Source organism: Thiomicrospira sp. ALE5 (assembly GCF_900112445.1).
Classification (GTDB): domain Bacteria; phylum Pseudomonadota; class Gammaproteobacteria; order Thiomicrospirales; family Thiomicrospiraceae; genus Thiomicrospira.
This window is the reverse complement of record NZ_FOYY01000004.1, coordinates 89,389-109,365: the sequence shown is the minus strand read 5'-3', so window position 1 is coordinate 109,365 and position 19,977 is coordinate 89,389. Positions and strand designations below refer to the sequence as shown.

At 43.9% G+C, this 19,977-nt stretch carries 21 protein-coding genes; all 21 read left to right on the top strand.

Annotation, left to right across the window (positions count from 1 at the left end):
* Nucleotides 1–47 precede the first annotated feature (47 nt).
* Nucleotides 48–1,217 (top strand): sensor histidine kinase, encoded by a 1,170-nt coding sequence (locus tag BM293_RS07270; protein ID WP_093448050.1) that lies wholly within the window; start codon nucleotides 48–50, stop codon nucleotides 1,215–1,217.
* A gap of 12 nt (nucleotides 1,218–1,229) precedes the next feature.
* Complete coding sequence (locus tag BM293_RS07265; RefSeq protein WP_093448048.1) at nucleotides 1,230–2,561, top strand: sigma-54-dependent transcriptional regulator; 1,332 nt, start codon at nucleotides 1,230–1,232, stop codon at nucleotides 2,559–2,561.
* 71 nt (nucleotides 2,562–2,632) lie between these two features.
* Nucleotides 2,633–2,959 carry a flagellar hook-basal body complex protein FliE gene (gene fliE, locus BM293_RS07260; protein ID WP_093448046.1) on the top strand — a complete coding sequence of 109 codons (327 nt, stop codon included), beginning with the start codon at nucleotides 2,633–2,635 and terminating at the stop codon, nucleotides 2,957–2,959.
* 29 nt (nucleotides 2,960–2,988) lie between these two features.
* Nucleotides 2,989–4,665, top strand: a complete 1,677-nt coding sequence (gene fliF / locus BM293_RS07255; RefSeq protein ID WP_093448045.1) for a flagellar basal-body MS-ring/collar protein FliF — start codon at nucleotides 2,989–2,991, stop codon at nucleotides 4,663–4,665.
* 3 nt (nucleotides 4,666–4,668) lie between these two features.
* Nucleotides 4,669–5,694: a flagellar motor switch protein FliG gene (fliG, locus tag BM293_RS07250; RefSeq protein ID WP_093448043.1), complete on the top strand. Its 1,026-nt coding sequence runs from the start codon at nucleotides 4,669–4,671 to the stop codon at nucleotides 5,692–5,694.
* On the top strand, nucleotides 5,694–6,434 hold the full coding sequence (locus BM293_RS07245; RefSeq protein ID WP_093448041.1) for a FliH/SctL family protein: 741 nt from the start codon (nucleotides 5,694–5,696) through the stop codon (nucleotides 6,432–6,434). Before fliG ends, BM293_RS07245 begins: the two co-directional genes overlap by 1 nt.
* A 2-nt stretch (nucleotides 6,435–6,436) precedes the next feature.
* The gene (fliI, locus tag BM293_RS07240; RefSeq protein ID WP_093448040.1) at nucleotides 6,437–7,798 is read left to right on the top strand and encodes a flagellar protein export ATPase FliI; all 1,362 of its coding nucleotides are present in this window, start codon (nucleotides 6,437–6,439) and stop codon (nucleotides 7,796–7,798) included.
* Nucleotides 7,795–8,241, top strand: a complete 447-nt coding sequence (fliJ, locus tag BM293_RS07235; RefSeq protein ID WP_093448038.1) for a flagellar export protein FliJ — start codon at nucleotides 7,795–7,797, stop codon at nucleotides 8,239–8,241. Before fliI ends, fliJ begins: the two co-directional genes overlap by 4 nt.
* A gap of 53 nt (nucleotides 8,242–8,294) precedes the next feature.
* On the top strand, nucleotides 8,295–9,683 hold the full coding sequence (locus tag BM293_RS07230) for a flagellar hook-length control protein FliK (RefSeq protein WP_093448037.1): 1,389 nt from the start codon (nucleotides 8,295–8,297) through the stop codon (nucleotides 9,681–9,683).
* 9 nt (nucleotides 9,684–9,692) lie between these two features.
* Nucleotides 9,693–10,730 (top strand): methyl-accepting chemotaxis protein, encoded by a 1,038-nt coding sequence (locus BM293_RS10420; protein ID WP_093448035.1) that lies wholly within the window; start codon nucleotides 9,693–9,695, stop codon nucleotides 10,728–10,730.
* Between the two features lie 47 nt (nucleotides 10,731–10,777).
* On the top strand, nucleotides 10,778–11,629 hold the full coding sequence (gene motA / locus BM293_RS07220; RefSeq protein WP_093448034.1) for a flagellar motor stator protein MotA: 852 nt from the start codon (nucleotides 10,778–10,780) through the stop codon (nucleotides 11,627–11,629).
* Nucleotides 11,630–11,647: 18 nt separating this feature from the next.
* Nucleotides 11,648–12,499, top strand: a complete 852-nt coding sequence (gene motB / locus BM293_RS07215; protein WP_093448033.1) for a flagellar motor protein MotB — start codon at nucleotides 11,648–11,650, stop codon at nucleotides 12,497–12,499.
* A 14-nt stretch (nucleotides 12,500–12,513) separates the two neighbouring features.
* Nucleotides 12,514–13,053 carry a flagellar basal body-associated FliL family protein gene (gene fliL / locus BM293_RS07210; protein WP_093448031.1) on the top strand — a complete coding sequence of 180 codons (540 nt, stop codon included), beginning with the start codon at nucleotides 12,514–12,516 and terminating at the stop codon, nucleotides 13,051–13,053.
* A 6-nt stretch (nucleotides 13,054–13,059) separates the two neighbouring features.
* A complete protein-coding gene (gene fliM, locus BM293_RS07205) occupies nucleotides 13,060–14,079 on the top strand; it encodes a flagellar motor switch protein FliM (RefSeq protein ID WP_093448030.1) in 1,020 nt (339 codons plus the stop codon).
* The gene (gene fliN / locus BM293_RS07200) at nucleotides 14,072–14,548 is read left to right on the top strand and encodes a flagellar motor switch protein FliN (protein WP_093448028.1); all 477 of its coding nucleotides are present in this window, start codon (nucleotides 14,072–14,074) and stop codon (nucleotides 14,546–14,548) included. The genes fliM and fliN overlap by 8 nt, the downstream gene beginning before the upstream one ends.
* A complete protein-coding gene (gene fliO, locus BM293_RS07195; protein WP_093448027.1) occupies nucleotides 14,549–14,911 on the top strand; it encodes a flagellar biosynthetic protein FliO in 363 nt (120 codons plus the stop codon).
* Nucleotides 14,908–15,666, top strand: a complete 759-nt coding sequence (gene fliP / locus BM293_RS07190; RefSeq protein WP_093448025.1) for a flagellar type III secretion system pore protein FliP — start codon at nucleotides 14,908–14,910, stop codon at nucleotides 15,664–15,666. The genes fliO and fliP overlap by 4 nt, the downstream gene beginning before the upstream one ends.
* Nucleotides 15,666–15,941, top strand: coding sequence for a flagellar biosynthesis protein FliQ (gene fliQ, locus BM293_RS07185; protein ID WP_093448024.1), 276 nt, complete (start codon nucleotides 15,666–15,668; stop codon nucleotides 15,939–15,941). The genes fliP and fliQ overlap by 1 nt, the downstream gene beginning before the upstream one ends.
* Nucleotides 15,938–16,717 carry a flagellar biosynthetic protein FliR gene (gene fliR / locus BM293_RS07180; protein WP_093448022.1) on the top strand — a complete coding sequence of 260 codons (780 nt, stop codon included), beginning with the start codon at nucleotides 15,938–15,940 and terminating at the stop codon, nucleotides 16,715–16,717. Before fliQ ends, fliR begins: the two co-directional genes overlap by 4 nt.
* A 21-nt stretch (nucleotides 16,718–16,738) precedes the next feature.
* Nucleotides 16,739–17,863 (top strand): flagellar biosynthesis protein FlhB, encoded by a 1,125-nt coding sequence (gene flhB / locus BM293_RS07175; protein WP_093448021.1) that lies wholly within the window; start codon nucleotides 16,739–16,741, stop codon nucleotides 17,861–17,863.
* A 10-nt stretch (nucleotides 17,864–17,873) separates the two neighbouring features.
* Entirely contained in the window at nucleotides 17,874–19,967 is a 2,094-nt protein-coding gene (gene flhA / locus BM293_RS07170; RefSeq protein ID WP_093448019.1) for a flagellar biosynthesis protein FlhA, read from the top strand.
* Nucleotides 19,968–19,977 lie beyond the last annotated feature (10 nt).

Here is a 19,977-nt window from a genome sequence, read left to right as displayed (position 1 = left end):
CCTCTAAGTCTTATTGTACGATGATTTGGTACTAAGGGAGCTAAGGTGTGTCGATAAAAGATAGTGATAGACTCGCTGAACTAGAGCAGGCCTTTAGTCTGTTCAACAAAACGTCTGAAAACCTTACCAAAGCTTACTCTTCTCTGCAGCAGCAGGTTGTTCACTTACAGTCTCAGCTTACTCAAAGTAATTTGGAAAAACGGCGCGTTGCCGATCGTTTAGAGCGCCTATTAGCTTTATTGCCAGCAGGCGTTATGGTGCTAAATGATGATAACCAAGTTATTGAGATGAATGCGAGTGCTCATGATATTCTGGGTGCAGATGCACTGGGAATGAGCTGGGAGGGCCTTGTTGAGCAGCGTTTTACTTCTCGTAATGATGCACAGGAATTAGTATCGGAATCTGGCTCTATTTATCATTTGTCACAAGTCGCGCTTGACGAAACCTTGGGTAAAATTTTACTGATTCAGGACGTCACTGCAGCGCGACAATTGCAAAATCATGTTAACCGTCATCAACGCCTAAAATCAATGGGTGAAATGGCGGCCTCTCTTGCCCATCAAATTCGTACACCCTTATCAGCTGCATTGCTATACATTTCCCAGTTAGAACAAGTTTTAACGCGTGAACAAAATGATCGAGCGGCGCGTTTTTCACAAAAGGCGTTAACGAATTTGAAGCATTTAGAATCTTTAATCACTGATATGCTGCAATATGCTAAAGGGGGAGAGGTTGGCCAAAACCCAGTTGAAGTAAGTGAACTAGTACAGCATGTTATGTTGCAACTTGAGCCAGTTCTGAGCAAGTCAAAAAGTGAGGCACTGTTTCAGCCCAATCCTGAGCGAGCATGGGTATTAGGTGATGCGGATGCGTTGCAGACGGCCTTACAAAATTTAGTGGTTAATGCGACTGATGTTGTTAAAGAGCAAGCGGTCATTAGATTGGCGGTCTATTTGAAACCTGACTGGGTAGATTTGATTGTTTGTGATAATGGTCCCGGTATATCGGCTGATTTGTATGAGAAAATTTTTGAGCCTTTTTATACTAGTCGAGCCAAGGGCACGGGTTTAGGTCTAGCGGTCGTTCGTGCGGTTGCTGAGGCTCATGGTGGTCATGTTTGGGTGGAGTCAACTGAAGGAAAGGGTAGCTGTTTTGGATTACGTTTACCTCGTTGTTACCCACAGCAATCGAGTGAACGGCAAAATGAATCTAGTTAAAAAGGGATATCAGTGTTTGAAACAAAAATCTTAGTTGTTGAGGATGATCCAGCGTTACAAGAAGCGCTAGTCGATATCTTATCGGTGCATGATTATGATGTTGTAGCGGTCAGTAACGCCGAAGATGCCTTGGTGGCGTTAAATGATGAAATTGCGATGGTTTTCAGTGATATACGGATGGATGGCTTGTTGGATGGTTATCAGCTAATGCAGCGAATCCGTGCACTTAAACCACATTTGCCCATTGTGTTGATGACCGCCTATGGCTCGATTGAACAAGCGGTTTCAGCGATGAAGTATGGCGCCGTTGACTACTTAGCAAAGCCATTTGAGGCGTCTGTACTGGTGGAAAAGGCTAAACTCTACTTTCAAAGGGATGCGAGTCAGGAAGATGCTTTTATTGCCGTCGACCCAAAAACACAGCAGGTCAAAAAACTAGCAGATAAAGTGGCAAAGACTGAGGCGAGTGTATTGATTCAAGGGGCCAGTGGATCTGGTAAAGAGGTGTTAGCACGTTATGTTCACCAGCAGTCGATGCGTGCTGACCAGCCTTTTGTGGCAATCAATTGTGCAGCTATTCCCGAAAATATGATTGAGGCCGTCTTATTCGGTTATGAGAAGGGGGCTTTCACTGGTGCGCTAAAAGCGATGCCAGGAAAGTTTGAACAAGCCCAGGGTGGAACACTTTTTTTGGATGAAATTGGTGAGTTGAAGGCGGATTTGCAAGCTAAGTTGTTACGTGTTTTGCAAGAGCGCGAAGTGGAGCGGATTGGTTCGACCAAAACCCTATCACTTGATGTGAGGGTGATTAGTGCAACCAATATTGATATGTCTAAAGCGATTCATGAAGGCGGTTTTCGTGAAGATTTATACTATCGTTTAAATGTTTTTCCGCTGACGTTGCCGGCATTGTCAGCGCGACCAGACGATATTGAACCGATTGCACAGCGGTTGATTAAGCGTTATCAAACACTTGGCCAGCCCTGTGAAGGTGTTGCAGAAGAGGCACTAGTTTGTTTAAAACAGCATAATTGGCCTGGAAATATTCGAGAGCTTGATAACGTTATTCAAAGAGCAATGGTCATGCGTACAGGAACAAAAATAGAGCGGGATGACTTGCTGTTTGACGCTGTGTCAGTGCAGAACCTTGAGCAGAATAACCATGTGGATACGAGCAGTTCTGGTGACAGTGATCTTAAAACACAAGAAATGAAATTGATCTTAACGGTGTTAAAGAAACATAACGGTCATCGGCAAAAAACAGCAGATGAACTTAACCTAAGCACGCGCACGCTGCGTTACAAGTTAGCAAAGTACAAAGAGTTGGGTATTGAGTTCAATTAATTGGCACATGGATTGCTGTAAGATCATATTAATTATGATACTATTTTCACATCAATAGGTAGTGAGTCCTTATGGATAAAGTGGATACACAAAGTTTATTGCTACAAATGCAGGCTTTGAGTGCTCAGGCGCAAAATAAACCTCAGGACATTAGTGCCGCATCTAGTGCAGATGCGGCCGGGTTTGGTCAAATGTTGCAGGAGTCTTTGGCGGCAGTTAATTCTCAAGCTCAACAAACAGAGCAAATGAGAGAAGCCCTTGTAACAGGTGATCCGTCGGCTGATTTAACAGAGGTTATGCTGCAAGCACAGAAAGCAAGCTTGTCTTTTGAAGCCATGACCCAGGTACGCAATAAACTCGTTGAAGCTTACAAAGATGTTATGAATATGCCTATATAGGTTTAAAGAATTTCAATTAAGAGACAGGTATGGCGGAATCGGCTTCAATAAATAAAAATGACAATGCCCGTCAGTCTTTTAGTTTTGATAATATAATCAATAATATGACCGCTCTACCGGTCGCTCGTCAAATAAGCCTAATTGTAGGCCTTTCTGCTTCAGTTGCGCTCATAGTTGCGATTTTACTATGGTCGCAGTCCACAAACTACGCATTGTTGTTTGGCAATATGGAGCCAAGCGAACTCAATGAAGTGGTTCAAATTCTTGATTCTCAGCGAGTTAATTATAAGCTTGACTCAACGGGTTCTAGTGTCTTGGTTCCTGCTAATCAGGTGCATTCATTGCGGTTGCAGCTTGCTGCTGACGGTTATCCACGGCCAGTTGAATCAGGTTACCAGCTGCTTGATCGGGATCAGGGCTTTGGCATTTCGCAGTTTCGTGAAACAACCCAATTTCATCGTGCCTTGGAAGGTGAGCTAGCAAGGTCTGTTGCCTCAATTAATCAAGTCGAATCGGCACGTGTCATGCTTGGTTTACCCAAAAGGTCCGTTTTCGTGCGAGAGCAGCAGGCGGCTAGTGCATCAGTCGTTTTGCGTTTGCGTTCTGGCCGTAGTTTAGATGAGCAAAATGTTGCCGCTATAGTGCACCTTGTTGCCGCTAGTGTCCCGAACTTAGATTCAGCTAATGTTACAGTGGTAGACCAGTTTGGTAATCTATTGTCTAATTCGTTGCGTACCTCAGATTTGCACTTAAGCATGCGCCAATTAGATTACACGCGTGACATTGAAGACTCCTTATCACAGAGAGTGATCAATTTAATGGCGCCGATTTTAGGGGGCGCCAATCGCGTTAGAGCGCAAGTGAGTGCAGAGCTTGATTTTACGCAAGTTGAGCAGACAAGAGAAAACTTTGATCCTGATCCTCGAGCCATTCGTTCAGAGCAGGAGATTCGAGAAATTAATCGTGATGTTGGTCCCCAAGGGATACCGGGCGCTTTAACTAACCAGCCACCACCAGCAGGCCTGGCGCCAGAAGAGTTATTAGATCCTGCTAATGATCCAAGTGTACGCAATTTATCAGAGCGTCGCACGCGTAATTTTGAAATTGATCGCACTATCAGTCATATTAAAAATCCTGCTGGCGCGCTAAAACGTTTGTCAGTAGCTGTTGTCTTAGACGATCGTTTAGTGAATGTTGATGGTGAAATACAACGCCAGGCACTTACCGAAGATGAATTAGCCAGCTTTAGACAAATTATTTCGGATAGTTTAGGGCTTGATACCGCACGAGGTGATACTTTATCGTTAATAAATACCGCGTTTGTAGCGCCTGAGGAATCATTCTTTGAATCGGGTCCTATTTGGGAGGAGGTTTGGTTCTGGGATGCCATTAAGCATTTGGTTGCAGCGATTGCTATTTTAGTAATTGTATTTGGAGTTGTGCGACCCATGCTTCGTGACCTTGGTCAAAAAAACTGGGAACAGGTTGCTTATCCTGAGGATGTGTTAGATGAAGAGCTTACACTGGCTACGCCTGATATTAGTCAAGCACTGGATCAAATGAACAGGGAAATTGGCAACGAAAGTCAAACAGAGGATGAGTCCACAAATAACTCGGAATTGTTTGATAAGGTCAGGGAGTTGGCAACAAGTGATCCTAAGCTTGTTGCAATGGTGCTCAAAGAGTGGATGCAGGAGAAAAAGTAAGATATGGCTGATGAGTCTGCTGAGTTAGAAGTGCCCGAATTTGATCTATCAGGCACTGAAAAAGTGTCCATTCTATTGTTATCACTTGGCAAGGAGACAGCCGAGGGCATCTTAAAACATTTAAATCCGCGTGAGGTGCAACGCTTAGGCAATACGATGGCTGATCTTGATAAAATCAGCCATGATAAAGTTCAGTTTGTGATGAAAAGCTTTCTGGATACGCTAAGCATGGATGCGCTGGGTGTTGACCCGGGCGAGTATGCTCAGTCATTGATGTCTGATGCCTTAAGTGGAGGCAGCGGGGGGTACAGTATGGATGCTTCGATGCTAGCAGACCAAGTACGTGGTTTGGAGGCGCTAAAATGGATGCATCCTTCATCTATAGCCAACATGCTAAAAAATGAACATCCACAAGTCGTGGCCATTATTCTGTCTTATTTTGATGCATCTACGGCGGCCGAGGTCTTAAAAGGTATTCCAGAACGTTTTCAAGCAGAGGTTATTTATCGTGTGGCCAACCTCTCCACCATTCAGCCTAGAGCACTCTTTGACCTTAATGATGTGTTGGAAAGTGCTTCACGCGATGGTGAGGGCGGTAAGCTTGCTACGATTGGGGGGGTTAAACGTGCTGCGGAAATGTTGAACCTTGTCGGTGGCGGTTTAGATAAGAAAATCCTGGATAAAATTTCAGAGGATAGTGCCGATTTGGCCACGTCTATTGAAGATAAGATGTTTGTATTTGACGATATGGTTGGTATTGATGACCGAGGCATGCAAACCTTTGCAGCTGAAATTCCCCCCGATGTATTGGTGCTCGCTCTTAAGGGGGCAGATAACGAATTGAAGGAAAAAATCCTCAATAATATGTCAAAACGCCAAGCAGATATCTTGCGTGATGATCTTGAGGCCGGCGGTCCAGTTAAATTGAGTGAAGTTGAAGAAGCGCAGCGCACCGCCGTGCAGCTGGTTCGTCGTTTAGCCGATGAAGGCAAGTTGATGATGCCTGGCGGTGGTGAAGAGATGATTTGATGAGCAAGACATCCGATGCAGCAGACTTTACTATCTTAAAAAATAACCAGGTTGATCAGCAGGGCGTTCAAGCTTGGCAATTTGTAGACTTAGACCAACAGCGTAAAGAGCTGATCGCTCGTCAAGCAGCAGAAAATAAAAATAAAGCCGCGCAGCCCGCTAAACTAATCAAACAAGAAGCGTTTGAGCAGGCAAAGCGAGATGGTTTTGAGCAGGGCTACCAAGAGGGCTTTGAGCAGGGGCAAGAAGCAGGCCTGCAGGCGGCAGCGCAAGAGAATAACCAGAAGTTACAAGAACTCGAACAGCGAGTTAAGTCGCTCATCAGTTTTTTAAAGCAGCCGCATCAACAGCTGCAAGATATTGTTTTTGAACAGGTTGCTGAACTTGCGATACAGCTTGCTGAAAATTTTATTTCGAGTGAGGTTCCAGCCAATAAAGAGCAGTTAATTGCGCTGATCAAAGAGGCCATCACGCAACTCAACCCACATCCACAAACTGACGATCCCGTTATGGCCCTGAAATTAGCTCATGAAGACTTGGCCGCAATTGAAAAAGTACTCAAGTCTACAGAGACTAATCTAAAAATCATTGTGGATGAGCAGCTTGAATCGGGTTGTTTTAAGCTGAACTATCAATACTCTGAGGTGAGTTATGATTGGCGAGCTGAAATGAAAAACTACCTTGAAAATGCTGCGGAAGTTTTGCAGCTTGTACAGCAAAAAGAGCATGTGACGGGTTAGTTATGGACGATGCGATAAATGCATTAAGTCAGCAGGTCAGTGATCGTTTAGTTCAGTCATGTTCAAAAATCCCACCTAAGCCAAGTATCAAAGTAACGGGTCGATTAGTGCGCGTCGTCGGCATGACGTTAGAAGTTGTCGGTACGTTTGCCCCTGTTGGTAGTCGTTGTTTGGTGTCTCATCCTAAAGGCCATAGTGTCGTTGCTGAAGTCGTTGGTTTTCAGCAAGATCGTTTGTTTTTAATGCCGATATCACGTACCCATGGTTTGGCTCCCAATGCTAAGGTAACGCCCTTGGAAGGCGGTGTGTCTGTGCCGGTAGGTGAAGCAATGTTAGGGCGTGTTATTAATGGTCATGGTGCCCCCTTGGATGGTAAGGGAGAACTCAAGACGTCTGCTTGGGTAAGTTTGGTGGGTGAGGCGATTAATCCCTTAGATCGTGCACCGATTGAACAACCTTTGGATGTAGGCATTAAAGCGATAAATGCCTTATTAACATTAGGCCGTGGGCAGCGTTTAGGTTTGATGGCGGGTACCGGTGTGGGTAAAAGCGTCTTGATGGGTATGATGACGCGTTTTACGCAAGCGGATATAGTGGTTGTCGGTCTCGTGGGCGAGCGTGGGAGAGAAGTTAATGACTTTGTACGGCATAATTTAGGCGAGGAGGGTTTAAAGCGTGCGGTTGTGATTGCGTCTCCCGCGGATGACCCTCCGCTCATGCGCTTGCATGCGGCTATGCTGGCAACTGCGGTGGCAGAATATTTTCGCGATCAGGGGCGTCATGTATTGCTGTTAATGGATTCTTTAACGCGTTTTGCCCAAGCCCAACGTGAGATTGCGCTTGCGATTGGTGAACCCCCTGCAAGCAAAGGCTATCCACCTTCTGTTTTTTTTCGGTTGCCTCAGTTGGTTGAGCGAGCGGGAAATGGGCGAGAGCATAGTGGCTCAATCACAGCTATATATACTGTCTTAGCAGAAGGCGATGATCAAGCCGATCCCATAGTGGATGCCGCTAGAGGCGTTTTAGATGGTCATATTGTTTTATCTCGAACAATTGCAGAGTCGGGACGATATCCAGCAATAGACATTGAGGCATCCATTAGTCGACTTATGATTGAGGTGGCAAAACCTGATCAGTTTAAGCAGGCTTTAGTGATAAAAAAGTGGTTGAGTCTGTATGAGCAACAGAGAGATCTTATTAACTTAGGGGCTTATCGAAAAGGAACGCAACCAGAACTGGATTTAGCTATTCAAAAGTTGCCTGAGATACAGCAGTTTCTTGCTCAGGGTATTGATGAGTCTTTTACATTGGAGCAGAGTGTTGCCGCTTTAGCTCAGGTTGTTTCCACTAAGGTGGGTGGATGAATTGGCGGCATAGAATTGAGCGCCTAGAGCGATTGCGAGTTTGGGCTGAGCAAGAACGTGACCAGGTATCGAGTCAGTTGGCGGCGCTTGAAGAGCAGAAGCAAGCACTTTCTTTACAAGTTGATCAGTTAAAAAATTATTTGGGAGAATATGTCGATGATATGGGCAAAGACATCAGTTTTGTGTCGCAACTGGTTGCCCAGCATGAATTTGTCGAGCGTATCAATCAAGCCATAACTGCGACTTTGGCCAAAATTTCGCCCTTGGACGATCAGATTGATGGCTTGCAGAAGGTGTTTGCCGAGAAGCAACAGCGCGTTAGGTTATTAGAGATCTTATCTGAGCGCTGGCAAAAAAGTTATCAAAAACATCTTTCAAAACAAGAACAACAAATGCTCGATGAGTGGGTGCAACAAAAAAATAGTAATCTGTTTCAGGAATAGGCACGCATGTTGCTAGTGTTTAAATAGGTTTTAAATGCTAAGGGTCATGCGCTATGCTGCCATTTTTACTGGGTACAAGTTCATCAGAGTCATCAAAGTGGGTGGTGTCTGATAGTGGTGTAGCAAAAGCTTTCAATCAAAATCAATCTGGCGAACTGAGTGGTTTTGAAACCTTGCTAAACAAAGTTTTAGAAAGTCCGGTGTTAGAAAGCCCATTACCAGCGGGTGGGGTTGATATACCGCTTGAAGTTGACCTGCTAGTATCTACTCAAAATCCTGAGTATCAAGAAGGTTTTGCTAACCATGAGCGTTTTAATCCGTTCGCAGAGTTGTTTTATAGCTTAAAATATCAGCAAGCTAACAGTGAAGCTGAGCAGGCTACATTCTCGTCTCTAGCCATTTCTGACTTGGATCCATTACGCCCTCTAGTACCAGTGTTAGCGGAAGATAGCCGTTTAGAATTAACTGATACAATAACATTCAATCCGCTGATAGCAAGTCTAGAGCTGGAGGGTATGCCGGTTCAGGGTATGCCGGTTCAGAACTTACCAATACAAGATCTACTGACTGCTTCTTTGTCGCCTTTAGCAGAATCGATCCTGCAGGAAATAACTGATGCTAATCCTGTCGCAATTAATCATGCTTTGCCCTATACCACTAGTGGCATTATGCCAGCAAATTATGCAGCGCGATTCTTTGGGGCTCAAAATGACGCTGCTAGTATAAGGTTGCCAGAATTCTTGAGCTCAAAAAATCAGCTAACAGGGTTACCTATCTTTTCCAGCGATTCTTTAGTTAAAGAGAACCTTCAGGCTAAGTTTTTTTTCAACCAAATGACATTGGGACAAAATCAGCAGTTAATAGAACAGTTTGTGACCAATCAAATGAGTTTAGCGGGAGGGGCAGGTTTAGATCGGGAAGTAGAATCGAGTGCGCAAATTTTAAATACGGGTCAAAGCAGTACGAGTTTAACGAGTACTGAACGGCTAGTAGTGAACTTACCGACAATTAATTACGCCCTGCGTCAATCGCAGTGGGAGACCGCACTAGGCCAACGGCTTATGTATATGGTCAACCAGCAGGTGTCACAAGCACAAATTCAACTTAATCCTGCTCATCTTGGTCCTATTAGGTTAATGATTAGTTTAGATAGAGAGCAGGCTGTTCAGGTTCAAATGTTTGCTCAACACCCTCAAACTAAAGAGGCTATGGAGCAAGCTCTGCCAAGGCTTAGAGAAATGTTAAATGAGGCAGGTATTAAATATGACCAGCTTAATGTAGCACAAGACAATTTGTCTGATAGCCAGTCAGGCTTTTTCAATGGTGAGCAGGCAACGAACGATTTACGGGATGGCATTGGAGAAGACAGTGATGAAGACGAGTCCACTTCTCAACGGTTGCTAGGTAGGCCAGAATTAAATACTATAGATTATTATGTTTAGGAGAGTGGGATGAAAAACCTATTTCGTCCAATCGGACTGAGTTTGAGCTTGTTGCTTTGGCCAACATGGGTGTTAGCTAGTACTGATTCATTAAGTGCATCAGCACTATTAGGGTATGGTGCGATTTTAGTGGGTGTAACCAGTGTGATAGTGGCAGCCATCGTATATCTTTTTTGGTGTAATAGACAAGCTGAGTTCGATCAAGGTGAATTGATTGGTACTTTGCATGATCTAAATCGCGCAGCAGAAATTGATCCGCCTGTTGCTGCACGCTATGATCAGCGTGTCATTGATTTACTTAATCAAGTTCTTTTTAAAATAAAAGATCAAACAGACAACCTCAAATCCCAGCTTAGCCAAAAAGAACAGCAGGTGTATGATTTAGAGTCAAAAATCCAAAACTATTCCTCGTCTTTGGCCAATATGGAAGAGCAGCTAGCACAAGCGGAACAAGCCAAATTGGCCAGTAATGAAGCAGCGCTAACTTCATCGCCCGCGCCATCGGTTAATCCTGCTTTATTGACCTTGGTTGAGAAAATGGGTACTGAGATGGTACAGGCATCACGTAGTTCAGAGGCTGGTTTATCGTCTGTGAATCAAGTGGTTTCAGAAGTGGATGGACTTGGTCAAGAAGTGTCTAGAGCAACTGAAGTGATTGAGCAGCTTGAATCAGATAGTAATAATATTGGAACCGTGTTGGTGTTGATTCGAGATATTGCTGAGCAAACAAATTTATTGGCTTTAAATGCGGCTATCGAAGCAGCACGTGCTGGTGAGCATGGTCGAGGTTTTGCTGTTGTGGCCGATGAAGTGCGTGTCCTAGCCGGTAGAACACAGCAAGCAACGAGAGAGATTCAAGGTATTATTGAAGAGCTTCAAAGCCGCGCAAGGAGTGCCGTTCGGGTCATGGAGGATGGTCAAAGTCGTGTTGATTCTAGTCGTTTGCAAGCAACCAAAGTATTAGACAGTTTACAGCTAATTGAACAAACTCTTGATGCATTAGAGCAAACACAACTAGATATTTCGAAGCTTATGCCCTTAAGCTAGTTAGCTTTGTTATAATTTCAACGGTTGTCATTAACTGGATCTGAGTCGTGAAAGCAATTGTTGGAACAATTATTGTATTAGTCTGTTTTTTTGGGGGATATCTTCCTCACGGCAGTGCTGCAATTTTATTTCAACCGCTTGAAATGGTTATCATTTTCGGATGTGCTTTTGGTGCTTATGTTATTGCCAATCCGGGTTGGGTTATTAAAGCAGGTTTGACGCAAGCATTGGGTTTGGTTAAAAAACCTGCTATTAGTAAAGCGCTCTATGTTGATTTACTGGGTCTATTATTTCGTCTTTTTAATCAAGCTCGTCGCGAGGGTTTGATGTCTTTGGAAGCGCATATTGACGACCCTCATTCCAGTGATATCTTTAACCGTTTTCCCTCTTTGCTAAACAATCAACATGCTGTTGATTTTATATGTGATTATTTGCGGTTAATTATTACTGGGGTTAGTAACCCTTATCAGCTTGAAGATTTGATGGTTATGGAGCTTGAAGTGAATCATCATGAAGAAATGATGCCGGCAGAAGCAGTTAACCGAGTGGCTGAAGCACTGCCAGGTTTTGGTATTATTGCGGCTGTTCTGGGTATTATTATAACCATGTCTTATCTTGATGCTGGACCACTTGAAATTGCGCATCACATGTCCGTCGCTTTGGTAGGTACTTTCCTAGGCATTCTAGCGTCTTATGCATTTGTGGGTCCCATTGCAAATGATATGCGGGGGCGCGCTGAGCAGGTTAGTGCCTTTTTTCTGACGATTAAAACTTGTTTAATGGCTAACGTTAATGGTTATGCGCCAACAATTGCTGTTGAGTTTGGTCGTAAGTCTATTCCGGCTCATTATCGTCCTAGCTTTCACGAGTTGGAGGATTATCTGCGAACGCAGAAGTAATTCCTAAAGGGTGCTTGGGTGAATAAAGAGCCAGCGGTTATTATAAAAAGAGTAAAAAAGGCTCCCCATCATGGCCACGGTAGTAGTGCATGGAAGGTTGCGCTAGCGGACTTTATGACCGCTGCAATGGCATTTTTTTTAATGCTATGGATTTTAAGCGGTAGTAGTGATTCTGAACTTAAAATGATGGCGGAATACTTTCGTGACCCAAGTATAATCAGTGGTTCACCTCATACATTAATCGAATCTGAACGTCAGGGACGTGCAACAGATTCGATCATAGATATGGGTGGTATGTTAGATCCAAGTCGATCGGCTGATCCTGATTTACAGCAGGAACGAGATCTTGAAGATATGCAGCGACTCAAAGAGGAAATCGAAAATCGGATTGAGGCGTCACCCGTACTTCAAGAATTTAAAAACCAAATTCGTTTAGACATTACGCCTAATGGTCTACAAATTCAAATTATCGATGACCAAGGACGCCCCATGTTTGGTACTGGAGGCGACCAGCCTAGAGCTTACGCACAAACAATTATTCGCGAGTTAGGCACTGTTTTAGGACGGTCCTCGAGTAAAATTAGTATTACTGGGCACACAGATTCTATTTTATTTGGCGGTGAAGCTGTCTATACTAATTGGGAACTTTCTGCCGATAGAGCTAATGCAGCTCGGCGTTTAATGCTACAGGGTGGTGTGCAACCGGAACAGGTAGTTCAGGTTGTGGGTTTGGCTGATACAGTTCATCTTGATAAGGCTGACCCCTATAATCCTCGCAATCGCAGAATCAGTATTGTGGTATTAAATAATGAAGCTATTAGTAGAATTCGATCAATTACTGATGCACCAGCAGCATCAACTATTCAATAGTTTAAGGAGGGAGTATGGCGGATACAAAACCAACTGATGGCGATGATGGTGAACAACCAAAATCAAAGAAGGGCTTAATAATTGCGTTAGGCGCTGTTGTTGGTCTACTTATAATTGCACTGATCGCAGTCGTTTTTTTATTTGTTTTAAAAGACTCCGAACCGCTAACACCGGAACAGCAGGCACAAAAAGAGTTTATGGCGCAGTTTAAGGATTATTCAGATCCGCCCTCTGGTACCCCACCCGCATTTTTTGACATGAAGTTCGTGGTGAACTTTCAAGGTGAAGGGCGAGCAAGATTTTTAGCTATTGATTTACAATTTATGTCTAGTAATCCAGCGGTTATTGAAGATATGGAGGTTATGCGTCCTCATTTAATGAACGATATCCAAAATGTATTAAGACGTAAAACCTATAGTCAAATAAATGATCCTGATGGTGTGGAAGAATTAAGGCTGGAACTTCTTGAGATCGCTCGGGAAATTTCACCTCGCTACCGTATCTTTCCAGAATTAATTGAAGATGTTTTTTTAACTCGAATTGTGACCCAGTAGTCGTTTATGGATGATATCTTAAGTCAAGACGAGGTTGATGCGCTCCTTCGAGGCATGGGTGATGGTGATGTAGACGTTGAAGATGACGCTGCTTCCCCTGCAGGTGAGGTGAAAAGTTTTGATTTTACCAATCAAGAACGTATCATTCGTGGCCGCCTGCCTGCTTTGGATATTATCAATGAGCGTTTTTCACGAGGGTTTCAGCGCCATTTTAATGAAATGATCTTAGCGAGTGTTGAAGTCAGTGCATCAGAAGTTAAGATCATTAAAATGATAGATTACCTGCGTAATTTATATGTTCCAACCAGTCTTAATATATATCGTATTAATCCGCTCAATGGTGTCGCGTTATTTACGTTAGATTCTAAACTTATCTTCACTGCCGTAGATATTTATTTTGGTGGCAATGGCACACTACCCTTTAAAATAGAAGGACGTGACTATACGCCCGTTGAAATGAGTATGATTCGTAGTGTGCTTGATATGATTAATGAGCATCTGCGACGTGCTTGGGCGCCACTGATGAATATTGAAGTAGAGTATATGCATTCAGAAATGAATCCAAAGTTTGCTTCGATTGTTGATGCAACTGATATGGTTGTAGTTAGCCCAATTAATATTCGTTTTGAGCAAATCGATGGGCGTATTGACCTTGTTTTGCCCTATGCCATGCTTGAACCCGTACGAGACAAGCTTGAAGAGGCGATGCAAAGCCTCAAAGGTGAAGCAGACAACCGCTGGTCCAAAACGCTTAAAGATGAAGTTCAGGGTGTTAAAGTGGGTGTTTCGGCTAACTTGGCTGAAATTGGATTGAGTATGGCAGATGTGATGAATATGGAAGTAGGCGATATTATTCCATTTGAGATGCCGAATACGGTCACATTGTTAGCCGAGGATATTGCATTTGCGCGGGGTAAGCTTGGGCGTAAAGAGGATAAAAAAGCTATACAAATCAATGAAGTGTTGCATCACCCGGCTTATAAAGAGAAAATGGTTAAAAATGTGAAGGATTGGTTTAATGACTGAAAAAGAAGAAGATGCGGCGGATTGGGGGGATGCGCTTGCGGAGCAAGCTGCTGCTGAAGGTGGTGAAGACGCACAAATCGCTGATGAAGATGATCCTTGGGGTGCGGCACTAAGTGAACAAGCTGATGCAGAACAATCTGCGGAGAAAGGAGCAGGGGAGGCAGCAAGTTTAGATGCATTAAAAGCGCAGGACTCTTCTGGTAAAGAAAAAGTAGACATGGATGTACTACTGGATATTCCGGTCACTTTGCAACTTGAAATTGGCCGAGCTAAGGTGTCGATTCGAAATCTACTTTCATATACTCAGGGATCCATTGTTGAGATGGATCGGTTAGCTGGTGAGCCACTCGATCTTTTGGTAAATGGTACCTTAATAGCGCATGGCGAAGTGGTCGTAGTAAATGATAAGTTTGGTGTGCGCTTAACTGACGTGATTAGTCCTCAAGAGCGAATTAAGAAGTTGCGTTAAATGGAACAGGTATTTAATCCCGCCGACTACTTAGGCAAGATTATGCTCGCACTTGTGTTTGTGCTGCTGGCTATTTTTGCTTTAGCTTGGTCGTTGAAACGATTTGGGCAGTTTGGACAATTGTCTGATTCACAGTTGCGATTAGTGGGTCAAGTATCAATAGGGCAGCGCGAAAAGCTTGTGATTGTGGAAGTAGGTCAAGAACAATTATTGTTAGGAGTCACCCCCTCGCAGATTACGATGCTGCACCAATTACCTGCGCCTGTAGAGTCCGACAGCGCTATTAAAAAACAAGCCCCCCCTGCATTTGCAGCACGCTTACAGCAAGCGTTTAATGAAATTAAGCGAGGCAAAAATAGATGATAAAGCATTCACTGGTTGGTGCTTTAGCATTGCTTTTTAGTGTTTTTCCTCTCGTTGCTTTTTCGATGCCCACGATCCCTGCTTTTACCATTGAGATGGATGACCAGGGCAACCAAGATATCTCTTTGAGTTTGCAAATTCTGCTAATTATGACTGCGCTAACACTGTTACCCGCGGTTTTAATTGCAACAACAGCATTCCTTCGTATCATCATTGTACTGGCTTTGTTACGACAAGCGCTTGGCACCATGCAGACCCCTTCAACCCAGGTGTTAATTGGATTGGCACTGTTTTTAACCTTCTTTATTATGGCACCGGTATATGACCGGATTAACCAAACAGCGATACAGCCCTATTTAAGTGAAGAACTCGGTTTTGAAGAAGCGGTTAACCAAGCATTGATACCGATGCATCAATTTATGATCGAGCAAACGCGTGAAAATGATTTGGCTCTTTTTGCTGAAATGGCTGGCGAGACGTTGATGTCGCCTGAAGAGGTTCCGTTACGCATTTTGGTGCCGGCGTTTATTACCAGTGAACTCAAGACGGCGTTTATGATAGGGTTTATGATTTTTATCCCATTCTTAATTATTGATTTAGTCATTGCCAGTTTGCTGATGTCCATGGGGATGATGATGCTTTCCCCTATGATAATTTCGCTACCATTTAAGATTATGTTATTTGTATTAATAGATGGCTGGACCCTCATAGTAGGTACCTTGGCGAACAGTTTTGTTGTTGCGGGAGCGGTTTAATGGCACCAGAAATGGTTCTTACCCTTGGAACGCGTATGCTAGAAGTCACGGTGATGTTAGCTGCGCCACTGTTAATTCCTGCGTTATTGGTAGGCTTGCTTGTGGGGATGTTTCAAGCTGCGACTCAAATTAATGAGATGACCTTAAGCTTTATCCCAAAATTAGCTGTCGTGGTGATTGTTTTGATGGTGGTTGGCCCATGGATGTTAACTACTTTGCTTTCTTTTACGCTCGAACTTTACCAACTTATCCCTGAGTTGATAGGTTCGCAATGACCTTTACTTACACTGAATTTATGCAAGGCCTTGGACTATATTTTTGGCCTTTTGTAAGAATCGGTGCCATGTTATCAATCCTGCCATTGTTTGGTATGCGAGGTGTTCCCGCCCGGGTACGAATTTTATTGTCACTTCTGGTTGCAATCGTGATTGCGCCCATGATTCCCTTACCGCCTCCAGTTGATCCACTGTCTTGGACAGGTTTGAGTTATATGCTACAGCAAATAATAATTGGTCTTGCAATGGGGGTGATTTTTTTGGTTGTGTTTCAAGCATTCGTGATTGCGGGGCAAATAATTGCGATGGGTATGGGGTTGGCATTTTCGGTAATGGTCGACCCTGCAACCGGGGTTCAAACGCCGGTGGTGTCGCAATACTTCACCATTCTTGTTACGTTATTATTCTTGGCGCTTGATGGTCACATGATGGTCATTTATGTGCTTGTGGGAAGTTTTGAGTTATTACCCATTGGCGCTAATTTACTCACGGTTGAAAGTTTCCGGTTAGTTTATGAATTTGGGCGTTTTATTTTTAGTGGCGGGGTTTTAGTTGCATTACCGGCCATTACCGCCTTGCTATTAATTAATATTTCGTTTGGTGTTATTACTCGAGCGGCGCCTGCGCTAAATATTTTTGCGGTCGGCTTTCCTGTTACTCTATTAGCAGGCCTGGTTATGCTGATGTTTATAACGCCGATGGTTTTACCTCATTTACAAGAAATGTTGCACAGAGCCATAGATACGATTGAGCAGCTACGGCTCAACCCTGTCTAATGAATACAAAGGTGGTAAATAATGGCTGAGAATGCTGACGGCCAGGAAAAAACCGAAGAACCCTCCGAAAAAAAGCTTCGAGAAGCACGTGAAAAAGGGGATATTGCTCGCTCGCGAGAGCTGACTACCTTTTTAATGGTGATATCGGCAGCACTATTCCTGTATTTCTTTGGCCCAGGGATGATGGCCTCCTTTGAACAGATCATGGTTTCTGCGATGAGCCTTGATCGAGATCATATTTATGACCTCAAAAAAGCGGTCGATTTAATTATGGGAATGGCTGCAGCGGCTTTGCTAATGATCTTACCTTTTTTAATTGTTATGCTGGCTGTTGCGGTGATTGGCTCATCGTTATTGGGTGGGTTTAATTTTAGTGTCAAAGCCTTGGCCCCCAAGTTTGAGAAACTCAATCCGCTCAAAGGCATCAAGCGGATGGTATCTATGCAGGCGCTTATGGAGTTACTTAAAGCCCTTGCGAAGTTTAGCTTGGTGCTGTTAGTAGCTGTTACCTTCATTTATTTTGTGTTTGGCGAATTGTTATCACTGGGGCTTGAAGCTGAAAAGCAAGCGCTAGCCCATGCAGCCAAAATTATCATTGAAGCTTTTATTGTTGTGAGTTTAGCATTGATTGTGGTCGCGATTATCGATGTACCATTTCAGTTGTGGCAGCATCAAAATAAATTGAAAATGACTAAGCAAGAAGTTAAAGAAGAATTTAAGCAGCAAGAAGGTAACCCTGAGGTTAAGGCAAGAATTAGAGCGATTCAGCGTGAAATGTCCCAAAAGCGTATGATGCAGAAGGTTCCTGAAGCGGATGTCATTGTAACCAACCCCACCCATTTTGCAGTCGCCTTGTCATATAAGCCGAATAAAATGTCAGCTCCTATTGTTTTGGCAATGGGGGCCGACTTTCAGGCTCTACAGATCAGAACCTTAGCCAATGAAAATGATGTCGCAATTATTGAAGCGCCTGCTTTAGCTCGTGCGTTATACTATAATGCTGAGATAGATCAGCCCATTCCAGATGGGTTGTTCCGTGCCGTTGCTGCTGTATTGGCTTATGTCTTTAGCTTGCGTGACGGCCGGAATGCAAGTTTTGATCCTGAAAACTTATTTATTCCTCCTGACCTAAAACAAGAGCCCTAAGTAAAACAACATGATTGCCGAAACAACGCGAATACAACAAGTGCAACGTTGGTTTAAGCAGGGCTTAGGGGCACCGCTCGCTATCCTCGCTTTGTTAGGCATGATTACCATTCCGCTGCCACCATGGCTATTGGATGTTTTTTTTACCTTTAACATTGTGCTTTCGTTAGTGATTCTGATGGTCACTGTATATGCTCGTAAGGTGTTAGATTTTGCCGTTTTTCCGACTATTATTTTGGTGGCAACACTATTTAGGCTGTCATTAAATATAGCTTCTACGCGCGTTATATTACTTGAGGGTCAAAATGGAGGTGATGCCGCCGGTAAGGTCATTGAAGCCTTTGGTGCTTTTGTCATTGGCGGCAATTACGCTGTCGGGATCATCGTTTTTGCAATACTGGTTATTATTAACTTTGTTGTGGTCACCAAAGGTGCAGGGCGTGTTGCAGAAGTCAGTGCAAGGTTTACCTTAGACTCGATGCCTGGTAAGCAGATGGCAATTGATGCAGACCTAAGTGCGGGTTTGATTACCCAAGAGCAAGCCCAAGAGCGGCGAAAGCAAATCACGCAGGAAGCTGATTTCTATGGTTCTATGGATGGTGCAAGCAAGTTTGTACGAGGTGATGCTGTAGCCGGTATTATTATATTGTTAATCAATATTATTGGTGGCTTTGCAATTGGTGTGGGGCAACATGGTTTAAGTTTTGGAGAAGCCGTTGAGATTTATACGCTCTTAACGATTGGCGATGGTCTGGTTGCCCAAATTCCAGCACTGTTATTGTCATCGGCAACGGCCATTATCGTAACCCGTGTGTCAGGAGAGAGCGCTGACATGGGAGAGCAGGTAGAGAGCCAGCTATTTTCAGACCCAAGAGCCTTGGGTGTGACAGCGGGTATTATGGCTGTCATGGGCGTGATTCCAGGGATGCCCAATTTTGCGTTTTTAACTTTTGCCTTGATTGCAGGAGCCGGGGCGTATTTGATCTATCGCAATCAGCAGCAAGCTAAACGCGCACAGCCGTTAACCAACGAAAGCGAGGATGATAAGCCGGCCAAACCAGCCGAGTTGGGTTGGGATGATGTGAATCATGTTGATTTATTAGGTTTAGAGGTTGGGTATCGGATTATTTCGTTAGTTGATCAGTCACAAAATGGTCAGTTGCTTGATCGTGTACGAGGCGTTAGAAGAAAGATTTCACAAGAACTCGGTTTTCTCGTGTCGCCGGTGCATATTCGTGATAATCTTGAACTAAAACCTAATCAGTACCGAATAATGTTGATGGGTGTAGCTGTGGGTGAAGGTGAGGTTATGCCTGATCGTGAATTAGCCATTAACCCTGGGCAGGTTTTTGGAGACATCGCTGGCACCAAGACGAAAGACCCGACATTTGGGCTTGAAGCCGTTTGGATCAAACTGGAGGACCGTGAAGAAGCGCAAGCTTTGGGTTATACCGTTGTTGATGCGAGTACGGTTATTGCTACTCATATCAGCCAGGTTATTCAAGATAATGCAGCCGAACTACTTGGTTTTGATGAAACGCAGCAGCTGCTCGATAAATTGAAGCAAAGCGCGCCCAAGCTAGTTGATCATTTGGTGCCAGAAAGCTTGCCTCTTGCAACCGTGGTAAAGGTATTACAAGGGCTATTAGCTGAAAAAGTACCCATTAAAGACCTACGTAATATAGTTGCGGCACTGGCTGAGAAGGCTGTTCATACAAAAGACGCTGCTCAGTTATTGATGCATGTACGTGCTGCGCTGGGACGCGCGATTGTACAAGCGATTATTGGCATGAAAAATAACATGCAAGTTATCACACTGGACCCTTCGCTTGAACAGCTGCTTATGCAGGCAAGTCAAGGCGCACCAGAAGGTCAGTTAGCTATCGAGCCTGGTTTAGCTGATCGGTTACACAAAACTTTGAAGGCCGAAATAGAAAAGTTGGAAGTTCAAGGTGAACCATCCATTTTATTGGTGTCACCGCAAATTAGAGCTCAGTTGGTCAAGCTGTTTCGTTTCAGTTTGCCAAGTCTAAATATTTTGGCGTACACTGAGGTGCCGGAGGGGTTGCAAATCGGTGTAGTAGCAAGGGTGGGTAATAGTTGATCAAAGCAAC

Coding starts and splice junctions, on each gene's coding strand:
- fliF (WP_093448045.1), top strand. CDS start 2,989: ATGGCGGAATCGGCTTCAATAAATAAAAATGACAATGCCCGTCAGTCT.
- fliP (WP_093448025.1), top strand. CDS start 14,908: ATGATAAAGCATTCACTGGTTGGTGCTTTAGCATTGCTTTTTAGTGTT.
- fliM (WP_093448030.1), top strand. CDS start 13,060: ATGGATGATATCTTAAGTCAAGACGAGGTTGATGCGCTCCTTCGAGGC.
- fliE (WP_093448046.1), top strand. CDS start 2,633: ATGGATAAAGTGGATACACAAAGTTTATTGCTACAAATGCAGGCTTTG.
- flhA (WP_093448019.1), top strand. CDS start 17,874: ATGATTGCCGAAACAACGCGAATACAACAAGTGCAACGTTGGTTTAAG.
- fliR (WP_093448022.1), top strand. CDS start 15,938: ATGACCTTTACTTACACTGAATTTATGCAAGGCCTTGGACTATATTTT.
- BM293_RS07245 (WP_093448041.1), top strand. CDS start 5,694: ATGAGCAAGACATCCGATGCAGCAGACTTTACTATCTTAAAAAATAAC.
- fliL (WP_093448031.1), top strand. CDS start 12,514: ATGGCGGATACAAAACCAACTGATGGCGATGATGGTGAACAACCAAAA.
- BM293_RS07230 (WP_093448037.1), top strand. CDS start 8,295: ATGCTGCCATTTTTACTGGGTACAAGTTCATCAGAGTCATCAAAGTGG.
- BM293_RS10420 (WP_093448035.1), top strand. CDS start 9,693: ATGAAAAACCTATTTCGTCCAATCGGACTGAGTTTGAGCTTGTTGCTT.
- fliG (WP_093448043.1), top strand. CDS start 4,669: ATGGCTGATGAGTCTGCTGAGTTAGAAGTGCCCGAATTTGATCTATCA.
- flhB (WP_093448021.1), top strand. CDS start 16,739: ATGGCTGAGAATGCTGACGGCCAGGAAAAAACCGAAGAACCCTCCGAA.
- fliQ (WP_093448024.1), top strand. CDS start 15,666: ATGGCACCAGAAATGGTTCTTACCCTTGGAACGCGTATGCTAGAAGTC.
- fliN (WP_093448028.1), top strand. CDS start 14,072: ATGACTGAAAAAGAAGAAGATGCGGCGGATTGGGGGGATGCGCTTGCG.
- fliJ (WP_093448038.1), top strand. CDS start 7,795: ATGAATTGGCGGCATAGAATTGAGCGCCTAGAGCGATTGCGAGTTTGG.
- fliO (WP_093448027.1), top strand. CDS start 14,549: ATGGAACAGGTATTTAATCCCGCCGACTACTTAGGCAAGATTATGCTC.
- fliI (WP_093448040.1), top strand. CDS start 6,437: ATGGACGATGCGATAAATGCATTAAGTCAGCAGGTCAGTGATCGTTTA.